A 16,063-nucleotide genomic window follows, 5' to 3' on the forward strand; every position below is an offset into this window, starting at 1 on the left:
CAACGTCAACATCAAAAGCGGGGTATCCGTGGGTTGGCGGACCCACCCCGCCTTTGACAGATTTCTGCGATCTGATGGTGGGTGCCGACCGTTGGTCGGCACTGATCCTATCCCGCCCAAAATCGGTGCCTACTGCTCTTGGTAGGTGTCGACCTTGGTCGACACACCGGGTCAGAGGCCCTGCATCAATGCCATCTGCGCGGAATGCGGGGCTTCGTCGTGGGCCGGGGCACGCTTGTGGTAGATGCCGTCGGCATCCAGTTCCCAGGCGTTGAGGTTGTCGTCCAGGTAGTTCTGCAGCACCTCGCGGTAGACCCGCTTGGCCAGCTCCGGGTCGAGGATCGGGAAGCAGGTCTCGACCCGGCGCAGCAGGTTGCGCTCCAGCCAGTCGGCGCTGGCGCAGTACATCTCCGGTGCGCCGTCGTTGCCGAACCAGTAGACGCGGCTGTGCTCCAGGAAGCGGCCAACGATCGAGCGCACGCGGATGTTGTCCGAGATGCCCGGCACACCCGGGCGCAGGGTGCAGGCGCCGCGGATGATCAGGTCGATCTGCACGCCGGCCTGCGAGGCGGCGTACAGCGCGCGCACCACCTGCGGTTCGTTCAACGCGTTCATCTTGGCGATGATCCGCGCGGGGCGGCCGGCGGCGGCGATGCGCGTTTCGCGCTCGATGCGACCGAGGATGCCGGTGTGCAGGGTGAAGGGCGACTGCAGCAGGCGCTTGAGCTTCATCTTCGAGGCCAGCCCGGACAGCTGCTGGAACAGCAGGTGCACGTCGTTGCCGATGTCCGCATCGGCGGTGATCAGGCTGATGTCGGTGTACGCGCGGGCGGTGCCGCTGTGGTAGTTGCCGGTGCCCAGGTGTACATAGCGGCGCAGCTTGCGGCCCTCGCGGCGCACGATCAGCAGCATCTTGGCGTGGGTCTTGTAGCCGACCACGCCGTACACCACCTGCACGCCGGCTTCCTGCAGGCGATCGGCCAGGCCCAGGTTTGCCTCTTCGTCGAAGCGTGCGCGCAGTTCAACGACCACGGTCACGTCCTTGCCGTTGCGCGCAGCCTGGATCAGCGCATCGACAATCAGCGAATCCTTGCCGGTGCGGTACAGGGTCTGCTTGATCGCCAGCACGTTGGGGTCGATCGCCGCCTGCCGGATCAGGTCCAGCACCGCGGTGAAAGCATCGAACGGGTGGTGCAGCAGCAGGTCCTGGCGCGCCGCGGTCTCGAAGATGCCGTCGCTGTCGCGCAGCGTGCGCGGGGTCATTGGCGGGTACTTCAGGTCCGGCTGTGCGATCAGGTCGTACAACTGGATGATGCGGTTGAGGTTGACCGGGCCGTCGATGCGGTACACCGCGTTCTCGGTCAGGCCGAAGTTCTGCAGCAGGGTGCGCACGATCTCGCGCGGCATGTCCTGCGCGATTTCCAGCCGCACCGCCGGCCGGTAGCCGCGATCGACCAGTTCGTCGCGCAGTGCCAGCGCCAGGTTTTCCACCTCCTCCTCGTCCACCACCAGCTCGGAATTGCGGGTGACGCGGAACTGGTAGGCCCCCTGGACTTCCATGCCCGGGAACAGCTCATCGACGAAGGTGGACAGCACCGATGACAGGAACACGAAATTCTGCGACCCGCCGAGCTTCTCCGGCAGCTGGATGATGCGCGGCAGCGAGCGCGGCGCACGCACGATGGCCAGATGGCCGGCGCGGCCGAACGCATCGGTACCCTTCAGCACCACCACGATGTTCAGCGACTTGTTGAGGATCTTCGGGAACGGGTGCACCGGGTCCAGGCCCAGCGGCGACAGCACCGGCATGATCTCGTTGCGGAAATAGGCACGCAGCCAGCGCCTCTGCCGATCGGTCCAGGAGTGGCGGCCGAGCACGCCGATGCCGGCCTCCATCAGCGCCGGGCGCAGCGTCTCGTTCCAGCAGCGGTACTGCTGGTCGACCAGTTGTGCCGCGCGGTCGTGGATGGCGTTGAGGATCGCCTGCGGGCTCATCCCGTCCGGTGCCGGTGGCAGGCCGAATTCCTGCGCGTGGCGGACGGCGGCGGCGCGGATCTCGAAGAACTCGTCCAGGTTGGTGCAGGAGATGCACATGAAGCGCAGGCGCTCCAGCAGCGGCACCTGCGGATCCATCGCCTGCGCCAGCACGCGGAAGTTGAAATCCAGCTGCGACAGCTCGCGGTTGATGTAGAGCGCCGGGTCGCGCAACGGATCGTTGTCCGGGCTCACGGGGAGGGGGAGGGATCCGAGGCTGCTCATGGCGTCATTCTTCGATGGAAGTCAGGGGGGCGGACTCGCGCGGGCGCACGTGGTCGGCATCGAAATGGCAGGAAAACACCGAGCCCTTGCCGACCTCGCTTTCAATCTCCAGCCGCGCGTGGTGCAGGCCGAGGATGTGCTTGACGATGGACAGGCCCAGGCCGGTACCACCGCTTTCGCGGGAGCGGCTGCTGGAGACACGGTAGAAACGTTCGGTCAGGCGTGGCAGGTGGGAAGCCGGGATGCCGTAACCGGAATCGCGCACCGCCAGCACCGCGCCATCGCCTTCACGGCGGAACTCCACGGCGATGCGGCCACCGGCCGGCGTATAGCGCACCGCATTGGTGACCAGGTTGGAAAAGGCGCTGTGCAGCTCCTTGGTGGAACCCTGCAGGTCGACGCCGGCCAGATCGTCGATGCTGATCTGGTGGCGGCCCTGGCTGTGCGCTTCGGCCTCGCGGCGTAGTGTGGCCAGCATCGGCTGCATGGCGACGGTCTCTTCCTCGCTGTGCTCCTGCGATTCCAGCCGCGACAGGGTCAGCAGGTCTTCCACCAGCTGGGCCATGCGCTGGCTCTGCTTGCGCATTTCTTCCAGCATCGGACCGGTGCCCGGGAAATCCTCCGGGTCCATCATGTCCAGGTAACCGTGGACCACGGTGAGCGGCGTGCGCAGTTCGTGTGAAACGTTGGCGACGAAGTCGCGGCGCACCTGTTCCAGGCGCAGCAGCTTGCTGACGTCGCGGGCGATCAGCAGCCAGTAGTCCGAAGAATACGGAATCAGTCGCAGGTTCAGGCGGATCGCAGGATCGACCGGTGAGGGCACGTCCAGGATCGGCTCGGCGTTGCGGCCGCCGGCCAGCCAGTGCGCCAGCGGCATCGGCTGCAGGCGTTCGACCAGCGCCTCGCCGAGGTCGCCCGGATGATGCAGGCCAAGCAGGGCGGTGGCCGCCTCGTTGAACCACTGCACGCGCTGGCTGTTGCGGTCCAGCACCACCACGGCATCGGGCAGCGCGGCGGCAGCGGCGCGGTAGCTGCGCAGCATGTCGAGCAGGCGGCGCTTGCGAACGCGCATTTCCACCTGGTTGCGGTACAGCAGGCGGTCCAGCTCGTTCCAGACGCCGGTGCCTTCCTCGGCGGTGTCCCAGCGCTGGCGCGCGGTCAGCCGGCGCAGCACGCTGCGCAGCCGCCAGTAATGCCAGGCCAGGGTGGCCAGCGCGCCCAGTGCGATGCACAGCCACAGGTGACCCGTGAACCACCCCACCAGTCCGGAGAACAGCAGTACCGCGGCAACGGTGGCCAGGGTCTTCAACCAGGCAGAGCGGATGTGGCGGGGCATTGCGATCTCGTCGTTGAAGTGCGGCGGTTCACTGGGGTGAACCGAGGGTTATAGCAGAGTTGCCGGCGCCGGCACCCGCGGGTGCGCGGCGTCGGCACGACGAGACTCAGGTCGCGGTGGAGAAGCGGTAGCCGGCGCCGCGCACGGTCTGCACCATGTTCTCGGCGTTGAACGGTTCCAGCGTCTTGCGCAGGCGGCGGATGTGCACGTCGATGGTGCGCTCCTCCACGTACACGCTGCCGCCCCACACATGGTCCAGCAGCTGGGCGCGGGTGTAGACGCGCTCGGGGTGGGTCATGAAGAAGTGCAGCAGGCGGTACTCGGTCGGGCCGATCGGCACCGGCTGGTCGTTGGCGAACACGCGATGGGCGGCGCCGTCGATGCGGATCGGGCCGACGGCCACGCTGCCGTCCTCGTCGTCCTCGCGGGCGCGGCGCATGACCGCACGGATGCGGGCCAGCAGTTCGCGCGCCGAGAACGGCTTGACCACATAGTCGTCGACGCCGGCTTCAAGGCCACCTACGCGGTCGTTCTCTTCACCGCGGGCGGTCAGCATGATGATCGGCACTTCGCGGGTCAGCGTTTCCTTGCGCCAGCGGCGGGCCAGGTCCAGGCCGCTGGTGCCGGGCAGCATCCAGTCCAGCAGGATCAGGTCGGGGACGCGATCGGCGATGGCGGTCTGGGCCTCACGGGCATCGCCGGCGTGGACCGGCTCGTAATCGCCCTTGCGCAGGGCGAAGGCGACCATTTCACGGATCGCGGGCTCGTCATCGACGATCAGGATGCGTTTCTGCACGAGGACACCGTAGGGCTCGGTTACTGGAGTGGTGCCAGTAGACTACGGTTTGATGACATGTTTGTGACTACCTGGCCGGAACCGCTCGGGATTGCCATCGACCGGTCACGCAGCACTCAGCGGCGGTCCAGGTCCGGGTCCTGCACGCCCTGGCGGCGCAGCTCCAGCACGGTAGGGGTGATCGCCTCGATGCGCGCATCCACCCGCGCCCGGCCCACGTAGTCCAGCGCCGGGTTGCGCTTGAGAGCCTGCAGCTGCATCAGCGATTGCTCCGGGCGGCCGCTGAGGAAGGCGGCCTCGGCATAGGCCTCGCTGGCGCGCACGCTGTCACCGGCCAGCTCGCTGGCGCGGGCGTATCGCTGCTGGAAGACCGGATCGTTACCACTTTGCGACAGCAGGGGCCGCAGCATGGCCTGCGCGCGCTGGCCCGCCTCGCGGGTGCCCTGTTCGTTCAGGATCTCGGCGTAGGTCAGGGCCACGGGCCGGCTGTTGGGGTGCTCGCGCAGCAGCTGCTCGAAACGGGTGTTGGCCTGCGCGCCCAGCCCGGCACGCGATTCGGCCTCGCCCAGCCCCAGTGCCAGCCACAGGTTGTCCGGGCGGGTCTGCAGCAGGCTGGCCAGGGTCTGCCGGGCCTGCGTGGCACCGCTGCGGCCGCCGCGCATGACCGCTAGGGCCTGGCCATAGCGCTGGGCGTCGTTGAGACCGTCTTTCTGCCGCTTGGCCATGTCAGCGTATTCGCGCTCCAGCTCGGCGGTGGAATCGGCGCTCAGCACGCGCAGGCGCTCGCGTGCCCACTCGAAGTCGCCGCTGGCGCCACGGGCCAGCTGGCCGACCGGAACGCGCAGCACGCTGCTGGGCAGCAAGGGGTTGTTTCCGCGCAGCAGCGGCTCGGCCAGGCCCGGGTCGGTCGGATTCACCCGCTCCTTGCGTTCGCCGCTGGGGGTGCTGGTGGTCAGCAGCACCGTGTCCTTCTTCATCTGCTCGGCGCGGGCCTTGGCCTCGCTGATGCGGGTGATGTTGACCGGGTGGGTGCGCAGGAACTCGGGCACGCTGTAGCCGCCCTCGTTGCCGCGCATCGCCGCCGACATGCGCTCGAAGAAGCCGGCCATGGCATCCACGTCATAGCCGCTGCGAGACAGGGTACGGATGCCGAGGCGGTCGGCTTCCGATTCGTTGGAGCGGGTGTAGTTGATCTGCCGCTGCTGCATCAGGCCCATGCCGGAGCTGATCGCGGCCATCGTCGCGTTGCCGGAGGAGGTGCTGTTGCTGGCCTGCGCGGCGACCACCGCCGCCAGCATGCCGAGCAGGATCGGGATCTGGTCGCGCTGGGCGCGTTCGACCCCGCGCAGCACGTGCTGCTGGGTGACATGGGCGATTTCGTGCGACAGCACTGCAGCCACCTCGTCCTCGCGCTCGGCGGTCAGCACCAGGCCGGCATTGACCCCGATATAGCCGCCCAGCGTGGCGAAGGCGTTGATCTGGCGGTCCTTCATCACGAAGAACGTGTAGGGCTGGCGCGGCTGGTCGCTGTTGGAGCCAAGCCGGGTGCCCATGGTCTGCAGCCAGTCGTTGACCAGCGGGTCATCCAGCAGGTAGCCATAGTTGCGCAGCTCGCGCAGCATCATCGCGCCGTACTCGGCCTGGCGCGCCGGGGTCAGCAGCTCGCCGGCCGAGGAGCCGATGTCGGGCAGCTTCTCCTGGGCCTGGGCCAGCGGCATGGCCAGGGCCAGGGTAACGGCGGTAGTCAGCAGCAGGGCTCGCAAGCGGAAGGTCCTCGGGCAGGGCGCGCCAAGCGTGGCAGGGCAGGGGGCAACCATTCGTTAACCCACAGTGTTGCGGCGGTGGCGTGGAATTTCCAGCGCACCGGTACCATATGTAGACCGTCGATCCATCGTGGAGTTTCCCGTGACAGTCCAGACCGCCGGCGGCGCCCCCGCCATCACCATCTATTCCACCGCCGTCTGCCCGTACTGCGTGGCCGCCAAGAACTTCCTGAAGAGCAAGGGCCAGCAGTGGACCGAGGTCCGCATCGACCTGGACCCGGCCGAGCGCGAGAAGATGATGGCACTGACCCGCCGCACCAGCGTGCCGCAGATCTTCGTCGGCGACGTCCACGTGGGCGGCTACGACGACATGATGGCCCTGCACCGTGAAGGCAAGCTCGAGCCGCTGCTGGCCGGGCAGGGCCAGGCATGAGCGCGGCCGACGACGGCAGCAAGGACCGCATCGCCGAATTCACCGACTTCCGCAAGCGCATGAACGAACGCATCCTGGGCGAACCGAACCAGGTGGTGCGGCGCTTCTTCGCACTGGACACGCAGACCTACCAGGCCGGCGCGCTGGACGTGAAGACCAAGGAACTGCTGGGCCTGGTGGCCTCGATGGTGCTGCGCTGCGACGACTGCATCAGCTACCACGTGGCCCAGTGCAAGGACGCCGGGGTAACCCGTGAAGAGTTCTTCGAGACCTTCTCGGTCGGCCTGGTGGTGGGCGGTTCCATCGTGATCCCGCACCTGCGCCGCGCGGTCGACTTCCTCGACCAGCTTGAAGGCGGCGCCAGCGCTCCGGCAGCGCACGAGCACTGAGGGTAGTGCCGGCCGCTGGCCGGCATCGCCTGAACTCGACCTGGCCGAGGTTGCCGGCCAGCGGCCGGCACTACCGGGCCCGCGAGGGGGCCTGTCCCGCGATCCAGCAGCCCAGGAGCCCCTTCTTGTTGAAGGGGCGCGCCGACAGGCGGGGGTAGAGGAAGAATGCGCGGGCAATTCTGCCTGAGCCGGGCACTGGGACCATGGTCTATTTGGGACCTCGGCCCCGTCTCAGGCATAATTGCCGGTGAAACTTCCTTTGCGCCGGCGTTTCCGGGCACGTCCGGACGGCGTTTTTCCCCCTGTTCGGAACATCGATCAATGACGCAGAAAATTACGGTCATCCGCGGCGACGGCATTGGCCCGGAAATCATGGACGCCACCCTGTTCGTGCTCGACCAGCTCAAGACTGGGCTGGAATACGAAGACGCCGACGCCGGCCTGGTGGCCCTGGAAAAGCACGGCGACCTGATGCCGGCGGTGACCCTGGAATCGATCGCGCGCAACAAGGTCGCGCTGAAGAGCCCGCTGACCACCCCGGTCGGTGGTGGCTTCACCTCGATCAACGTCAGCCTGCGCCGCCATTTCGACCTGTACGCCAACGTGCGTCCGGCCCACACCTTCCCGAACACCAAGTCGCGTTTCGACAACGTCGACCTGATCACCGTTCGTGAGAACACCGAGGGTGCCTACCTGGCCGAAGGCCAGGAAGTGTCGGCCGACGGCGAGACCGCCTTCTCCGGCACCCGCATCACCCGCAAGGGCTCCGAGCGCATCGTGCGCTACGCCTTCGAGCTGGCCAAGAGCACCGGCCGCAAGAAGGTCACCGCTGTGCACAAGGCCAACATCATCAAGTCGACCTCGGGCCTGTTCCTGAACGTCGCCCGTGAAGTAGCCGCGCAGTACCCGGAGATCGAGTTCCAGGAAATGATCGTCGACAACTGCTGCATGCAGCTGGTGATGCGTCCGGAACAGTTCGACGTGATCGTTACCACCAACCTGTTCGGCGACATCATCTCCGACCTGTGCGCCGGTCTGGTGGGTGGCCTGGGCCTGGCCCCGGGTGCCAACATCGGCAAGGACGCGGCGATCTTCGAAGCCGTGCACGGCACCGCGCCGGACATCGCCGGCCAGGGCAAGGCCAATCCGTGCGCGCTGCTGCTGGCTGCCGCGCAGATGCTGGACCATATCGGCCAGCCGGAAAACGCCGAGCGCCTGCGCAAGGCCATCGTGGCCACCATGGAAGCCAAGGATTCGCTGACCGGCGACCTGGGCGGTACCGGCACCACCATGAGCTTTGCCCAGGCCATCGCCAGCCGCCTGTAAGCGGCCGGTCGACCTCGGTTGGATCCACAGCGGGGCGCCTTCGGGCGCCCCGTTGCGTTGTGGGCTGACTCGTAGATCCACGCCATGCGTGGATGGGGTGGCTTTGGTCCGCAGCCACCCATGGGGTGGCCCTACAGGGGGTTGTCTGTGCGTATCTCGCACAGATCATGTGCTGTTGCACGGCTGGTTCGTGCGCCATCCGCTCCGCATCCTGTGCCCACTTTCCACTGCACAGGAGTCGCTCCATGAATCTCACCGCCTTCGGCCTGGCCAGCCTGATCGGCATGGCCGCCACCACTCCGGTCGCTGCCGCCGAGCCGGCCCATCCCACCATCCGCCATATGGCGGGCGCGCCGGTCGTGACCTCGCTGGATGCGGCGAAGACCGCCGTGCTGGTGATCGACTTCCAGAACGAGTACTTCGATGCCAAGGCCGCGCCGGGCTTTGCCGGTGGCCGCATGGTCATTCCCGATGGCGTGGCCGCACTGCGCCAGGCCAAGCGGGTGGTCGCGTTCGCCGATGCCCACGGCATCCGCGTGATCCACGTGCAGCACGTGTTGCCGGCCGGTGCACCGCTGTTCGCGCAGGGCAGCGTCAATGCCGACTTCCATCGCGACCTGCAGCCGCGCAAGGGCGAGACGGTCGTGCAGAAGGACAACGTCAGTGTGTTCGCTGGCAACTCGGCCGCGGTGCTCGACACGGTGCTGAAGGATGCCGGCATCGACACCCTGATCGTCACCGGCCTGCAGACCCATGCCTGTGTGGCCGGTGCCGCGCGCGACGCGGCGGCCGCACCCCGTGGTTACCGGGTGATCGTGTCGTCCGATGCCAGCGCCAGTCGTGACCTGGACCTGGCCGGTGGCCAGCGCATCGATCATCGCGCGCTGCACGATGCCTCGCTGGCGCAGATCGAAGACGCCTTCGGTGATGTCATGAGTACCGACGCGATCCTGGCGTTGCCGGTGCGCAAGGCCGGCGACGGCGCTTGATAAGCTGGCGGGGCCCGCATGCCGTGGGCCCCGCCACATGGAGCTGCCCGCCGATGGATCACTTCGCCGCCCTGCGTGCGCTGCGCGCCATCGTTGACGCGGGCAGTTTCACCGCGGCTGCTGAACGCCTGGGGACCACCCACTCGGCGATGTCACGGCAACTGCGCCAGCTGGAAGAGCATCTGCAGGTTCGCTTGCTCGATCGCAACAGCCGTCGGTTGTCATTGACCGAGGCCGGGCGCGACTACTACCGCGAGGCGGCAACGCTGCTGGACCGCCTGCAGGAGGCCGACGACCGTGCCCGCGTCGGGCAGGCGCAACCCAGTGGCCGCGTACGGATCAGCGTGCCGCAGGTGGTGGCCAGCCAGGAGCTGCCGCACTGGCTGCCCTCGTTCCTGCAGCGCTACCCGCAGGTCACGCTGGACCTGTCGGCGGATGATCAGCTGGTCGATGTGGTGGGCGGTGGTTTCGACCTGGCCCTGCGCATTGCGGCTTCATTGCCGGACAGCCAGCTGGTCGCGCGCGAGCTGGCCAGCTGCCCGCGCATCCTGGTCGCGGCACCGGCCTACCTGGCTCGCCATGGCCTGCCGCGACAGGCAGCAGATCTCGAACAGCACACGCTGCTGGGTTTCAGTCCCACGCCGTCAATGCCGCCCTGGCAGTTGCAGGGGCCGCGCGGTGCCAGTGCGAGCGTCGAGGCCGGGCAACGCCTGCGGGTAGATGCGACGCCAGCGTTGTACGCCGCCGCGCTGGCTGGCATGGGCATCAGCCTGTTTACTGCGCTGACGGTGCAGGAGGACCTGCGTGCCGGCCGCCTGATCCGTGTGCTGCCTGCCTGGCACGCCGGACAGCGGCGCTACTTCGCGCTGTATCCGCATGCACGTGCGCTGGCGCCGAAAGTGCGTGCGCTGGTCGAGCACCTTGCGGCGCACTACGCTGCACAGGTGGGCGCGGCAGGGTAGCCGCGCGGTTGCAACCGAGGTGGTGATGGAGTCGGTGTATCTGCTGGTCGCACTGGGCGCGATCGTCGCCGGATTCGTGCAGGGCCTGTCGGGCTTCGCCTTTGGCATGGTGGCGATGTCGTTCTGGGCATGGGGGCTGGAGCCGCGACTGGCGGCCACGCTGTCGGTGTTCGGCGCGCTGGTCGGCCAGCTGGTCGCGGTGTTCACCGTGCGCCGCGGTTTCAACCTGCGCCTGCTGCTGCCGTTCGTGCTGGGTGGGTTGGCCGGCATTCCGCTGGGCGTGATGGTGCTGCCGCAGCTGGACATGGACTGGTTCAAGGCGCTTTTGGGCGGCTTCCTGGCGTTGTGGTGCCCGGTGATGCTGATGGCGCGCTCGCTGCCTCCGATCCGCGTCGGCGGCCGTCTCGGTGATGCGATTGCTGGCATGGCCGGTGGCGTGCTCAGCGGCATCGGCGGCTTCGCCGGCCCGGTGCCGACGTTGTGGAGCACGCTGCGCGGCTTCGGCAAGGACGAGCAGCGCGCGGTCATCCAGAACTTCAATCTGGCCATGCTGGCGGTGACCATGGCCACCTATGTCGGCAGTGGCCTGGTGAGCCGGCAGATGCTCCCGTACTTCGCCATCGTGGCGCCAGCCATGCTGGTGCCGACCCTGCTGGGCACGCGCGTCTACATCGGCATCAGCGAGCTGCGCTTCAGGCAGGTCGTACTGGGCCTGCTGACCGCATCAGGCATTGCGTTGCTGGCCTCGTCGCTGCCGACGCTGCTGGCGCGCTGAGAGAGGAACGAAAAAGGGCGCCACGAGAGGCGCCCTTTGTCGTCTATGGCATGTTCCGACTCAGCGCTGCTGGATCTTCGACAGCAGGCGCAGGAACTCCACATACAGCCAGACCAGGGTCACCATCAGGCCGAATGCGCCATACCACTCCATGTACTTCGGCGCGCGCTGGGCCACGCCGGTCTCGATGAAGTCGAAGTCCAGTACCAGGTTCAATGCGGCCACGACCACCACGAACAGGCTGAAAGCGATGCCCAGCCAGCTGGCGTCATGGATCACCGGCACGTTGATGTTGAAAAAGCCCAGCACGAACGATGCCAGGTAGAGCAGGGCGATGCCGCCGGTGGCGGCGACCACGCCCATCTTGAAGTTCTCGGTGGCCTTGATCACGCCGCTGCGGTATGCGAACAGCAGGGCGGCCAGGGTGCCGAAGGTCAGCAACACCGCCTGGAACACGATGCCCGGGTACTTCATGTTGAACAGTGCAGACACGGCGCCCAGGAACAGGCCTTCAACCAGCGCGTACATCGGCGCGGTGACCGGCGACCATTCCTTCTTGAAGATGGTGATCAATGCCAGCACCAGGCCGCCGATCGCGCCACCGATGGCGTACAGGCTTGCGCTGCCGGAAATCTGGCCGTACTCGTCGACCGCCTGGCTCCAGGCGAACGCCGCGGTCAGCACGGTCAACAACAACAGGATGCCGGTCTTGTTGGCGGTGCCGTTGAGGGTCATCACCTGGTCGGGGCTGGTCACCACCGAGCCGCTGGCGAGGTCGAGGAAGGTCGACTCGGAAAGAGCCGGGTTGCCGCTGCGCATGCGTGTTCTCCGTGCGGATGAGGGGCTGGACGGCCATCCGGCCGATGACCGGGAGCATAGCCGATGGCTGCACGTGGTGCCCTGCCAGGCGTCGGGTTCGAGTCGCCCGCGTTGACAGTTCATGATGCGCTTGGCCACAATGACCAGCTCCCCGGGCCTGGCTCGAGGGGATTGCAAGACCGGGGTATAGCGCAGTCTGGTAGCGCGCCTGCTTTGGGAGCAGGATGTCGGGGGTTCGAATCCCTCTACCCCGACCAATCCCACATCACGTCGGATTGGACGCCGTTCCGGTCCGGGCGCCCGTAGCTCAACTGGATAGAGCACCGGCCTTCTAAGCCGGCGGTTACAGGTTCGATTCCTGTCGGGCGCGCCATTTCACCCATCTCCTGCACGTCCTGTTGTTACCGGCCTCTGCCTGGTCCTGCGCTGTGTTGGCGCGCATTCAATCTGGTCCGTCGTGGCCGAGGCATAGTCGGCCTGCCCCATGCCGGGGTGACTGCGCTGAGCCATCCCTTGATGAACACCGTTGCGCGATCGCGCTGTCTGCTGCTGGCGATGGGCCTGGGGCTTGCCGTGCAGGCGTCCGCCAATGCCCCCGTGATTGCGGTCTACCGCGGCGAGGCCGGTTGCCCAGGGTGTTCGGAGGCCGTCGAACAGGCCATCCATCGTTCGCGTCCGGACTACCACGTGGTGTTCGTCGGCCCGGGCGAGGCCGTCGATGTCGATTCGCTGGCCACGTCGCGCTACCGGGCCTATGTGCAGCCGGGGGGCGGGCAGGACATCGACGCCGCGATGGCGGCGGTGGGCGAAGAGGGGGCGGCAGTCATCCGTCGTTTCGTCGATGCAGGCGGAACCTACATCGGCCTGTGCATGGGGGCCTACCTGGCCGGTGCATCGCATCTGGGCCTGCTGGCGCAGGACCTGGACGCCGAGGCCGGCAGGCCGGGATTCCCGGTACAGGATGAAGACGATGCAGTGATTCCCGTCGTCTGGGACGGGCGTCGCCAGACGGTGTACTTCCAGGACGGTCCCTACCTGCCGAAGGCGCCACGCGACCAAGGGTTCAAGGTGATTTCCCGCTACACCAATGGCGACATTGCGGCTGCGTCGTATCGCCACGGGAAGGGCAGGGTGGTGCTGTCGGGACCCCATCCGGAAGCGCCGACGCAGTGGTTCAAGATGGCGGAAATCCCGCTTTCGCAGATGCCGTCGGCCGATCTGTTCAAGTCACTGCTGGATGAGGATCGGCGCTGAGACGGGCGCGTGCGCAGCGCGACACGGGCCGGAATGGCGACCGGCACATCAATGTGAAGAAATGCTTGCAATTCCTTCGCGACTCCCGGAAAATGCCGGACTCGCTTCAGGGGACGACCTTCTGGTCCCACCCGGTCGCAACGCATCAGGTTCCACTGCTGGCAGCATCGGCAGGGAGCAGAAGTTTCAGTGGTGGCTGTAGCTCAGTTGGTTAGAGTACCGGATTGTGATTCCGGTGGTCGGGGGTTCGAATCCCCTCAGCCACCCCACTGTTTCAACCGTATCGGCGCAGCCGGAGCGGTATTGCAATAAACAGAATGCACGTTACAATGTGCGTCTGAGTTTCACGGGCCGTTAGCTCAGTTGGTAGAGCAGTTGACTCTTAATCAATAGGTCCAAGGTTCGAATCCTTGACGGCCCACCAAGACAGAAGCCACCTGGTACGCCAGGTGGCTTTTTTCTTATAAGTGTGACCCCGTCATTTCGATGGATCACGCGCTGAAGCGCTCCGCCTGGCGGGGTTCTGCAGCGGCAACGGGACTGCAGCGCTGGTTTCAACGATGTTGAAAAAAGTGCTTGCACCCACCGAGCGGATCGGGTCATAATTCGCGCCCCGATTTCGGGCTGTTAGCTCAGTTGGTAGAGCAGTTGACTCTTAATCAATAGGTCCAAGGTTCGAATCCTTGACAGCCCACCAGACGAAAGCCACTTGGTTCGCCAAGTGGCTTTTTTCTTGCTTGTTTGCCGGGTTGCGCTTCATCCACGCATGGCGTGGATCTACTGAAGCGGCGCATGGCGCGGATCTACTGAAGCGGTGCTGAAACCAGGGGCATGTGCGTCATCAGTGTTCTCAATGCTGTGCGCTGCTTCTCACCGCATTGCCTCTTTCATCGCACCCAATGGATCTTCCGCGCCGAGGGCGCATGTACGAAGGAAGAAGCTGATGACCGATATCAACCGACTGTGCCGGATGGCGTGGGTTCCTTTCGCGTTGCTGGCGCTGGTGGCCTGCGCACCTGGCAGTGACCCGTCGAAGACGGTCGAGCGCGATGCGGGCACCGGGGCCGTTCCGGCGCGCCCGATCGCCGGAGTCGCGCAGCCGGCATCGCTGGCGGAGGGTGGGGCCGCCAGCGAGGCTGTGGACCTGCGTCGTACCGATGATGGTGGCGTGGACAGCCGCAAGGTGGATGCGGCTGGGCAGGGCGCTGACGCATCTGCGCCCCCTGCCGCGGCGAAACACTGAGTCGCTGCCGTCCCGAACGGTCGCCTGACTTTCGGGACGGCCTTTGGCGCGGACGATGTGCTCGCCTGTCATGTTCAGTTTTGTGCAGGCCTTCCGATTCCAGTCGGCGCCTGCGACAATGAACGCCTGTGCCGGCCACGCGAAAGTGGCGGAATTGGTAGACGCCCTGGATTTAGGTTCCAGTGCCGCAAGGCGTGGGGGTTCGAGTCCCCCCTTTCGCACCAGTGCCGGCCTGTCCCCCGCCCTGATCGGGCCCCGCTGCCCCCCTTGACCGGCACGCGCTGGCAGTGCAGGCCGAATTGGGCGAAACTAAAGGGCTGCGGCAAGCAGGCGCGTCCCAGACGTCGTGTCCTTACAACCGTTTCATCCCAATCATCGAGCCGGGGGCCTGGGCCACCGGTGGCAGGAGTCAACATGCAAGCTTCGATCGAATCCACCGGCAACCTGGAACGCCGCCTGAGCTTCTCGCTGCCGGAAGACCGTCTGCAGAGCCACATCGTCGGCCGCCTGGGCGAAATCGCCCGTACCACCCGCATCAAGGGTTTCCGTCCGGGCAAGGTGCCGGCCAAGGTGATCGAGCAGCGCTTCGGCGCGCAGGTCCGTGGCGAGGCGCTGGACGGCCTGCTGCGCGAAACCTTCGACGCGGCCGTGCGCGAGCACGATCTGCGCATCGTCGGCAGCCCGCGCATCGACAAGGGCGACGAGGGTGAATTCTCCTTCGTGGCCACCGTGGAAGTGGTGCCGGACTTCGGCGACATCGACGTCAGCAAGCTGACTGTCGTGCGCCACACCGCCGAGATCACCGACGCCGACATCGACCAGATGATCGAGAACCTGCAGAACCAGCGTCGTACCTGGGCCCCGGTCAGCCGTGGCGCGCAGGACGGTGACCTGGTCGCGGTGGAAACCTGGTCGCAGGCCGGTGAAGAGCGCCTGCCGGCCGAAGGCACCGAGAAGGGTTCGATCGTGCTCGGCCAGGGCATGATGTTCGAGACCATTGAAAAGGGCCTGGTCGGCCTGGCCAAGGGCGAAGAGAAGACCCTGGACGTCGAGTTCCCGGCTGACTGGCGTGTGCCGGTGCTGGCCGGCAAGACCGTGCAGGTCACCGTCAAGGTCGCCGAAGTGTCCGAGCCGGTCGTGCCGGCGGTCGACGAAGCCTTCATCAAGAGCTTCGGCGTGAAGGGTGGCGATGTGGAGCAGTTCCGCAGCGACATCCGCGCCAACCTGGAGCGCGAGCTGAAGGGCGCGCTGATGAACCGCCTGCGCCGCGAAGTGGGCGAGCAGCTGATCGCCGCCTATTCCTCGGTGGAAATGCCGCCGCGCCTGGTCGAGAACGAAGCACGTGCCATGCTGGCCCAGCAGGTCGAGCAGATCCGCCGCAACGGCCAGAACGTCGGCGAGATCCCGGCCGATGCCCACGAAGGCTTCAAGGAAGCGGCCGCCAAGCGCGTGCTGGTCGGCCTGCTGGTCGGTGAAGTGGCCCGCATCAACGACCTGCGCCTGGAAGCCAAGCGCCTGAACGAAACGATGCGTCTGATCGCTTCGACCTACGAAGAGCCGGAGCAGGTCATTGAGATGTACCGCAACGACCCCCAGCTGATGTCTGGCCTGCAGAACCGTGTGATGGAAGAGCAGGTGATCGACTGGATCGCCGAGCGTGCCCAGCACACCGAAGAGAAGCTGTCGTTCCAGGACGCGATCCGCCAGTAAGCCCGGGCG

At 66.4% G+C, this 16,063-nt stretch carries 14 protein-coding genes and 6 tRNA genes; 15 read left to right on the forward strand and 5 right to left on the reverse strand.

The window, feature by feature from the left end:
- Positions 1 to 171: 171 nt before the first annotated feature.
- From ppk1 to AC5P5S_RS00365, 4 genes are all read right to left on the reverse strand, one after another.
- Positions 172 to 2,259 (reverse strand): polyphosphate kinase 1, encoded by a 2,088-nt coding sequence (gene ppk1 / locus AC5P5S_RS00350; RefSeq protein WP_005408256.1) that lies wholly within the window; start codon positions 2,257 to 2,259, stop codon positions 172 to 174.
- A gap of 4 nt (positions 2,260 to 2,263) precedes the next feature.
- Positions 2,264 to 3,595 carry a phosphate regulon sensor histidine kinase PhoR gene (phoR, locus tag AC5P5S_RS00355; RefSeq protein WP_005412369.1) on the reverse strand — a complete coding sequence of 444 codons (1,332 nt, stop codon included), beginning with the start codon at positions 3,593 to 3,595 and terminating at the stop codon, positions 2,264 to 2,266.
- 106 nt (positions 3,596 to 3,701) lie between these two features.
- Positions 3,702 to 4,391 carry a phosphate regulon transcriptional regulator PhoB gene (gene phoB / locus AC5P5S_RS00360; RefSeq protein ID WP_005408258.1) on the reverse strand — a complete coding sequence of 230 codons (690 nt, stop codon included), beginning with the start codon at positions 4,389 to 4,391 and terminating at the stop codon, positions 3,702 to 3,704.
- 116 nt (positions 4,392 to 4,507) lie between these two features.
- The gene (locus tag AC5P5S_RS00365) at positions 4,508 to 6,154 is read right to left on the reverse strand and encodes a M48 family metalloprotease (protein ID WP_062607701.1); all 1,647 of its coding nucleotides are present in this window, start codon (positions 6,152 to 6,154) and stop codon (positions 4,508 to 4,510) included.
- Positions 6,155 to 6,296: 142 nt separating this feature from the next.
- On the opposite strand from AC5P5S_RS00365, the gene grxC reads away from it, so the two are divergent.
- The 6 genes from grxC to AC5P5S_RS00395 all read left to right on the forward strand — a co-directional run bounded on the left by grxC (position 6,297) and on the right by AC5P5S_RS00395 (position 11,028).
- A complete protein-coding gene (gene grxC, locus AC5P5S_RS00370) occupies positions 6,297 to 6,587 on the forward strand; it encodes a glutaredoxin 3 (RefSeq protein ID WP_005412371.1) in 291 nt (96 codons plus the stop codon).
- Positions 6,584 to 6,976 (forward strand): carboxymuconolactone decarboxylase family protein, encoded by a 393-nt coding sequence (locus AC5P5S_RS00375; RefSeq protein ID WP_005412372.1) that lies wholly within the window; start codon positions 6,584 to 6,586, stop codon positions 6,974 to 6,976. The genes grxC and AC5P5S_RS00375 overlap by 4 nt, the downstream gene beginning before the upstream one ends.
- A 321-nt stretch (positions 6,977 to 7,297) precedes the next feature.
- The gene (locus AC5P5S_RS00380; RefSeq protein ID WP_005408261.1) at positions 7,298 to 8,302 is read left to right on the forward strand and encodes an isocitrate dehydrogenase; all 1,005 of its coding nucleotides are present in this window, start codon (positions 7,298 to 7,300) and stop codon (positions 8,300 to 8,302) included.
- 245 nt (positions 8,303 to 8,547) lie between these two features.
- Entirely contained in the window at positions 8,548 to 9,291 is a 744-nt protein-coding gene (locus tag AC5P5S_RS00385) for a cysteine hydrolase family protein (protein WP_005412374.1), read from the forward strand.
- Between the two features lie 53 nt (positions 9,292 to 9,344).
- Complete coding sequence (locus tag AC5P5S_RS00390; RefSeq protein ID WP_062607699.1) at positions 9,345 to 10,253, forward strand: LysR family transcriptional regulator; 909 nt, start codon at positions 9,345 to 9,347, stop codon at positions 10,251 to 10,253.
- 25 nt (positions 10,254 to 10,278) lie between these two features.
- Positions 10,279 to 11,028, forward strand: coding sequence for a sulfite exporter TauE/SafE family protein (locus tag AC5P5S_RS00395; RefSeq protein WP_062607697.1), 750 nt, complete (start codon positions 10,279 to 10,281; stop codon positions 11,026 to 11,028).
- Between the two features lie 60 nt (positions 11,029 to 11,088).
- Here the strand turns inward: AC5P5S_RS00395 and AC5P5S_RS00400 are convergent, their stop codons facing one another.
- Positions 11,089 to 11,847, reverse strand: coding sequence for a Bax inhibitor-1/YccA family protein (locus AC5P5S_RS00400; RefSeq protein ID WP_062607696.1), 759 nt, complete (start codon positions 11,845 to 11,847; stop codon positions 11,089 to 11,091).
- A gap of 180 nt (positions 11,848 to 12,027) precedes the next feature.
- Between AC5P5S_RS00400 and AC5P5S_RS00405 the strand changes: the two genes are divergently transcribed.
- From AC5P5S_RS00405 to tig, 9 genes are all read left to right on the forward strand, one after another.
- Positions 12,028 to 12,104 (forward strand) — tRNA-Pro (locus AC5P5S_RS00405).
- Positions 12,105 to 12,143: 39 nt separating this feature from the next.
- Positions 12,144 to 12,220, forward strand: a tRNA-Arg gene (locus AC5P5S_RS00410).
- 143 nt (positions 12,221 to 12,363) lie between these two features.
- Positions 12,364 to 13,101: a BPL-N domain-containing protein gene (locus tag AC5P5S_RS00415; protein WP_005408266.1), complete on the forward strand. Its 738-nt coding sequence runs from the start codon at positions 12,364 to 12,366 to the stop codon at positions 13,099 to 13,101.
- 192 nt (positions 13,102 to 13,293) lie between these two features.
- Positions 13,294 to 13,370 (forward strand) — tRNA-His (locus AC5P5S_RS00420).
- 79 nt (positions 13,371 to 13,449) lie between these two features.
- Positions 13,450 to 13,525 (forward strand) — tRNA-Lys (locus AC5P5S_RS00425).
- 197 nt (positions 13,526 to 13,722) lie between these two features.
- A tRNA-Lys gene (locus tag AC5P5S_RS00430) sits at positions 13,723 to 13,798 on the forward strand.
- 246 nt (positions 13,799 to 14,044) lie between these two features.
- Positions 14,045 to 14,344 (forward strand): hypothetical protein, encoded by a 300-nt coding sequence (locus AC5P5S_RS00435; RefSeq protein WP_062607694.1) that lies wholly within the window; start codon positions 14,045 to 14,047, stop codon positions 14,342 to 14,344.
- 139 nt (positions 14,345 to 14,483) lie between these two features.
- A tRNA-Leu gene (locus AC5P5S_RS00440) sits at positions 14,484 to 14,568 on the forward strand.
- A 190-nt stretch (positions 14,569 to 14,758) separates the two neighbouring features.
- Positions 14,759 to 16,054 (forward strand): trigger factor, encoded by a 1,296-nt coding sequence (gene tig / locus AC5P5S_RS00445; RefSeq protein WP_005408268.1) that lies wholly within the window; start codon positions 14,759 to 14,761, stop codon positions 16,052 to 16,054.
- Positions 16,055 to 16,063: the final 9 nt, after the last annotated feature.

Source organism: Stenotrophomonas sp. YJH_SMC_54 (genome assembly GCF_059368435.1).

Coding starts and splice junctions, on each gene's coding strand:
- AC5P5S_RS00435 (WP_062607694.1), top strand. CDS start 14,045: ATGACCGATATCAACCGACTGTGCCGGATGGCGTGGGTTCCTTTCGCG.
- AC5P5S_RS00380 (WP_005408261.1), top strand. CDS start 7,298: ATGACGCAGAAAATTACGGTCATCCGCGGCGACGGCATTGGCCCGGAA.
- AC5P5S_RS00375 (WP_005412372.1), top strand. CDS start 6,584: ATGAGCGCGGCCGACGACGGCAGCAAGGACCGCATCGCCGAATTCACC.
- AC5P5S_RS00395 (WP_062607697.1), top strand. CDS start 10,279: ATGGAGTCGGTGTATCTGCTGGTCGCACTGGGCGCGATCGTCGCCGGA.
- AC5P5S_RS00400 (WP_062607696.1), bottom strand. CDS start 11,847: ATGCGCAGCGGCAACCCGGCTCTTTCCGAGTCGACCTTCCTCGACCTC.
- ppk1 (WP_005408256.1), bottom strand. CDS start 2,259: ATGAGCAGCCTCGGATCCCTCCCCCTCCCCGTGAGCCCGGACAACGAT.
- phoR (WP_005412369.1), bottom strand. CDS start 3,595: ATGCCCCGCCACATCCGCTCTGCCTGGTTGAAGACCCTGGCCACCGTT.
- AC5P5S_RS00390 (WP_062607699.1), top strand. CDS start 9,345: ATGGATCACTTCGCCGCCCTGCGTGCGCTGCGCGCCATCGTTGACGCG.
- tig (WP_005408268.1), top strand. CDS start 14,759: ATGCAAGCTTCGATCGAATCCACCGGCAACCTGGAACGCCGCCTGAGC.
- AC5P5S_RS00385 (WP_005412374.1), top strand. CDS start 8,548: ATGAATCTCACCGCCTTCGGCCTGGCCAGCCTGATCGGCATGGCCGCC.
- AC5P5S_RS00415 (WP_005408266.1), top strand. CDS start 12,364: ATGAACACCGTTGCGCGATCGCGCTGTCTGCTGCTGGCGATGGGCCTG.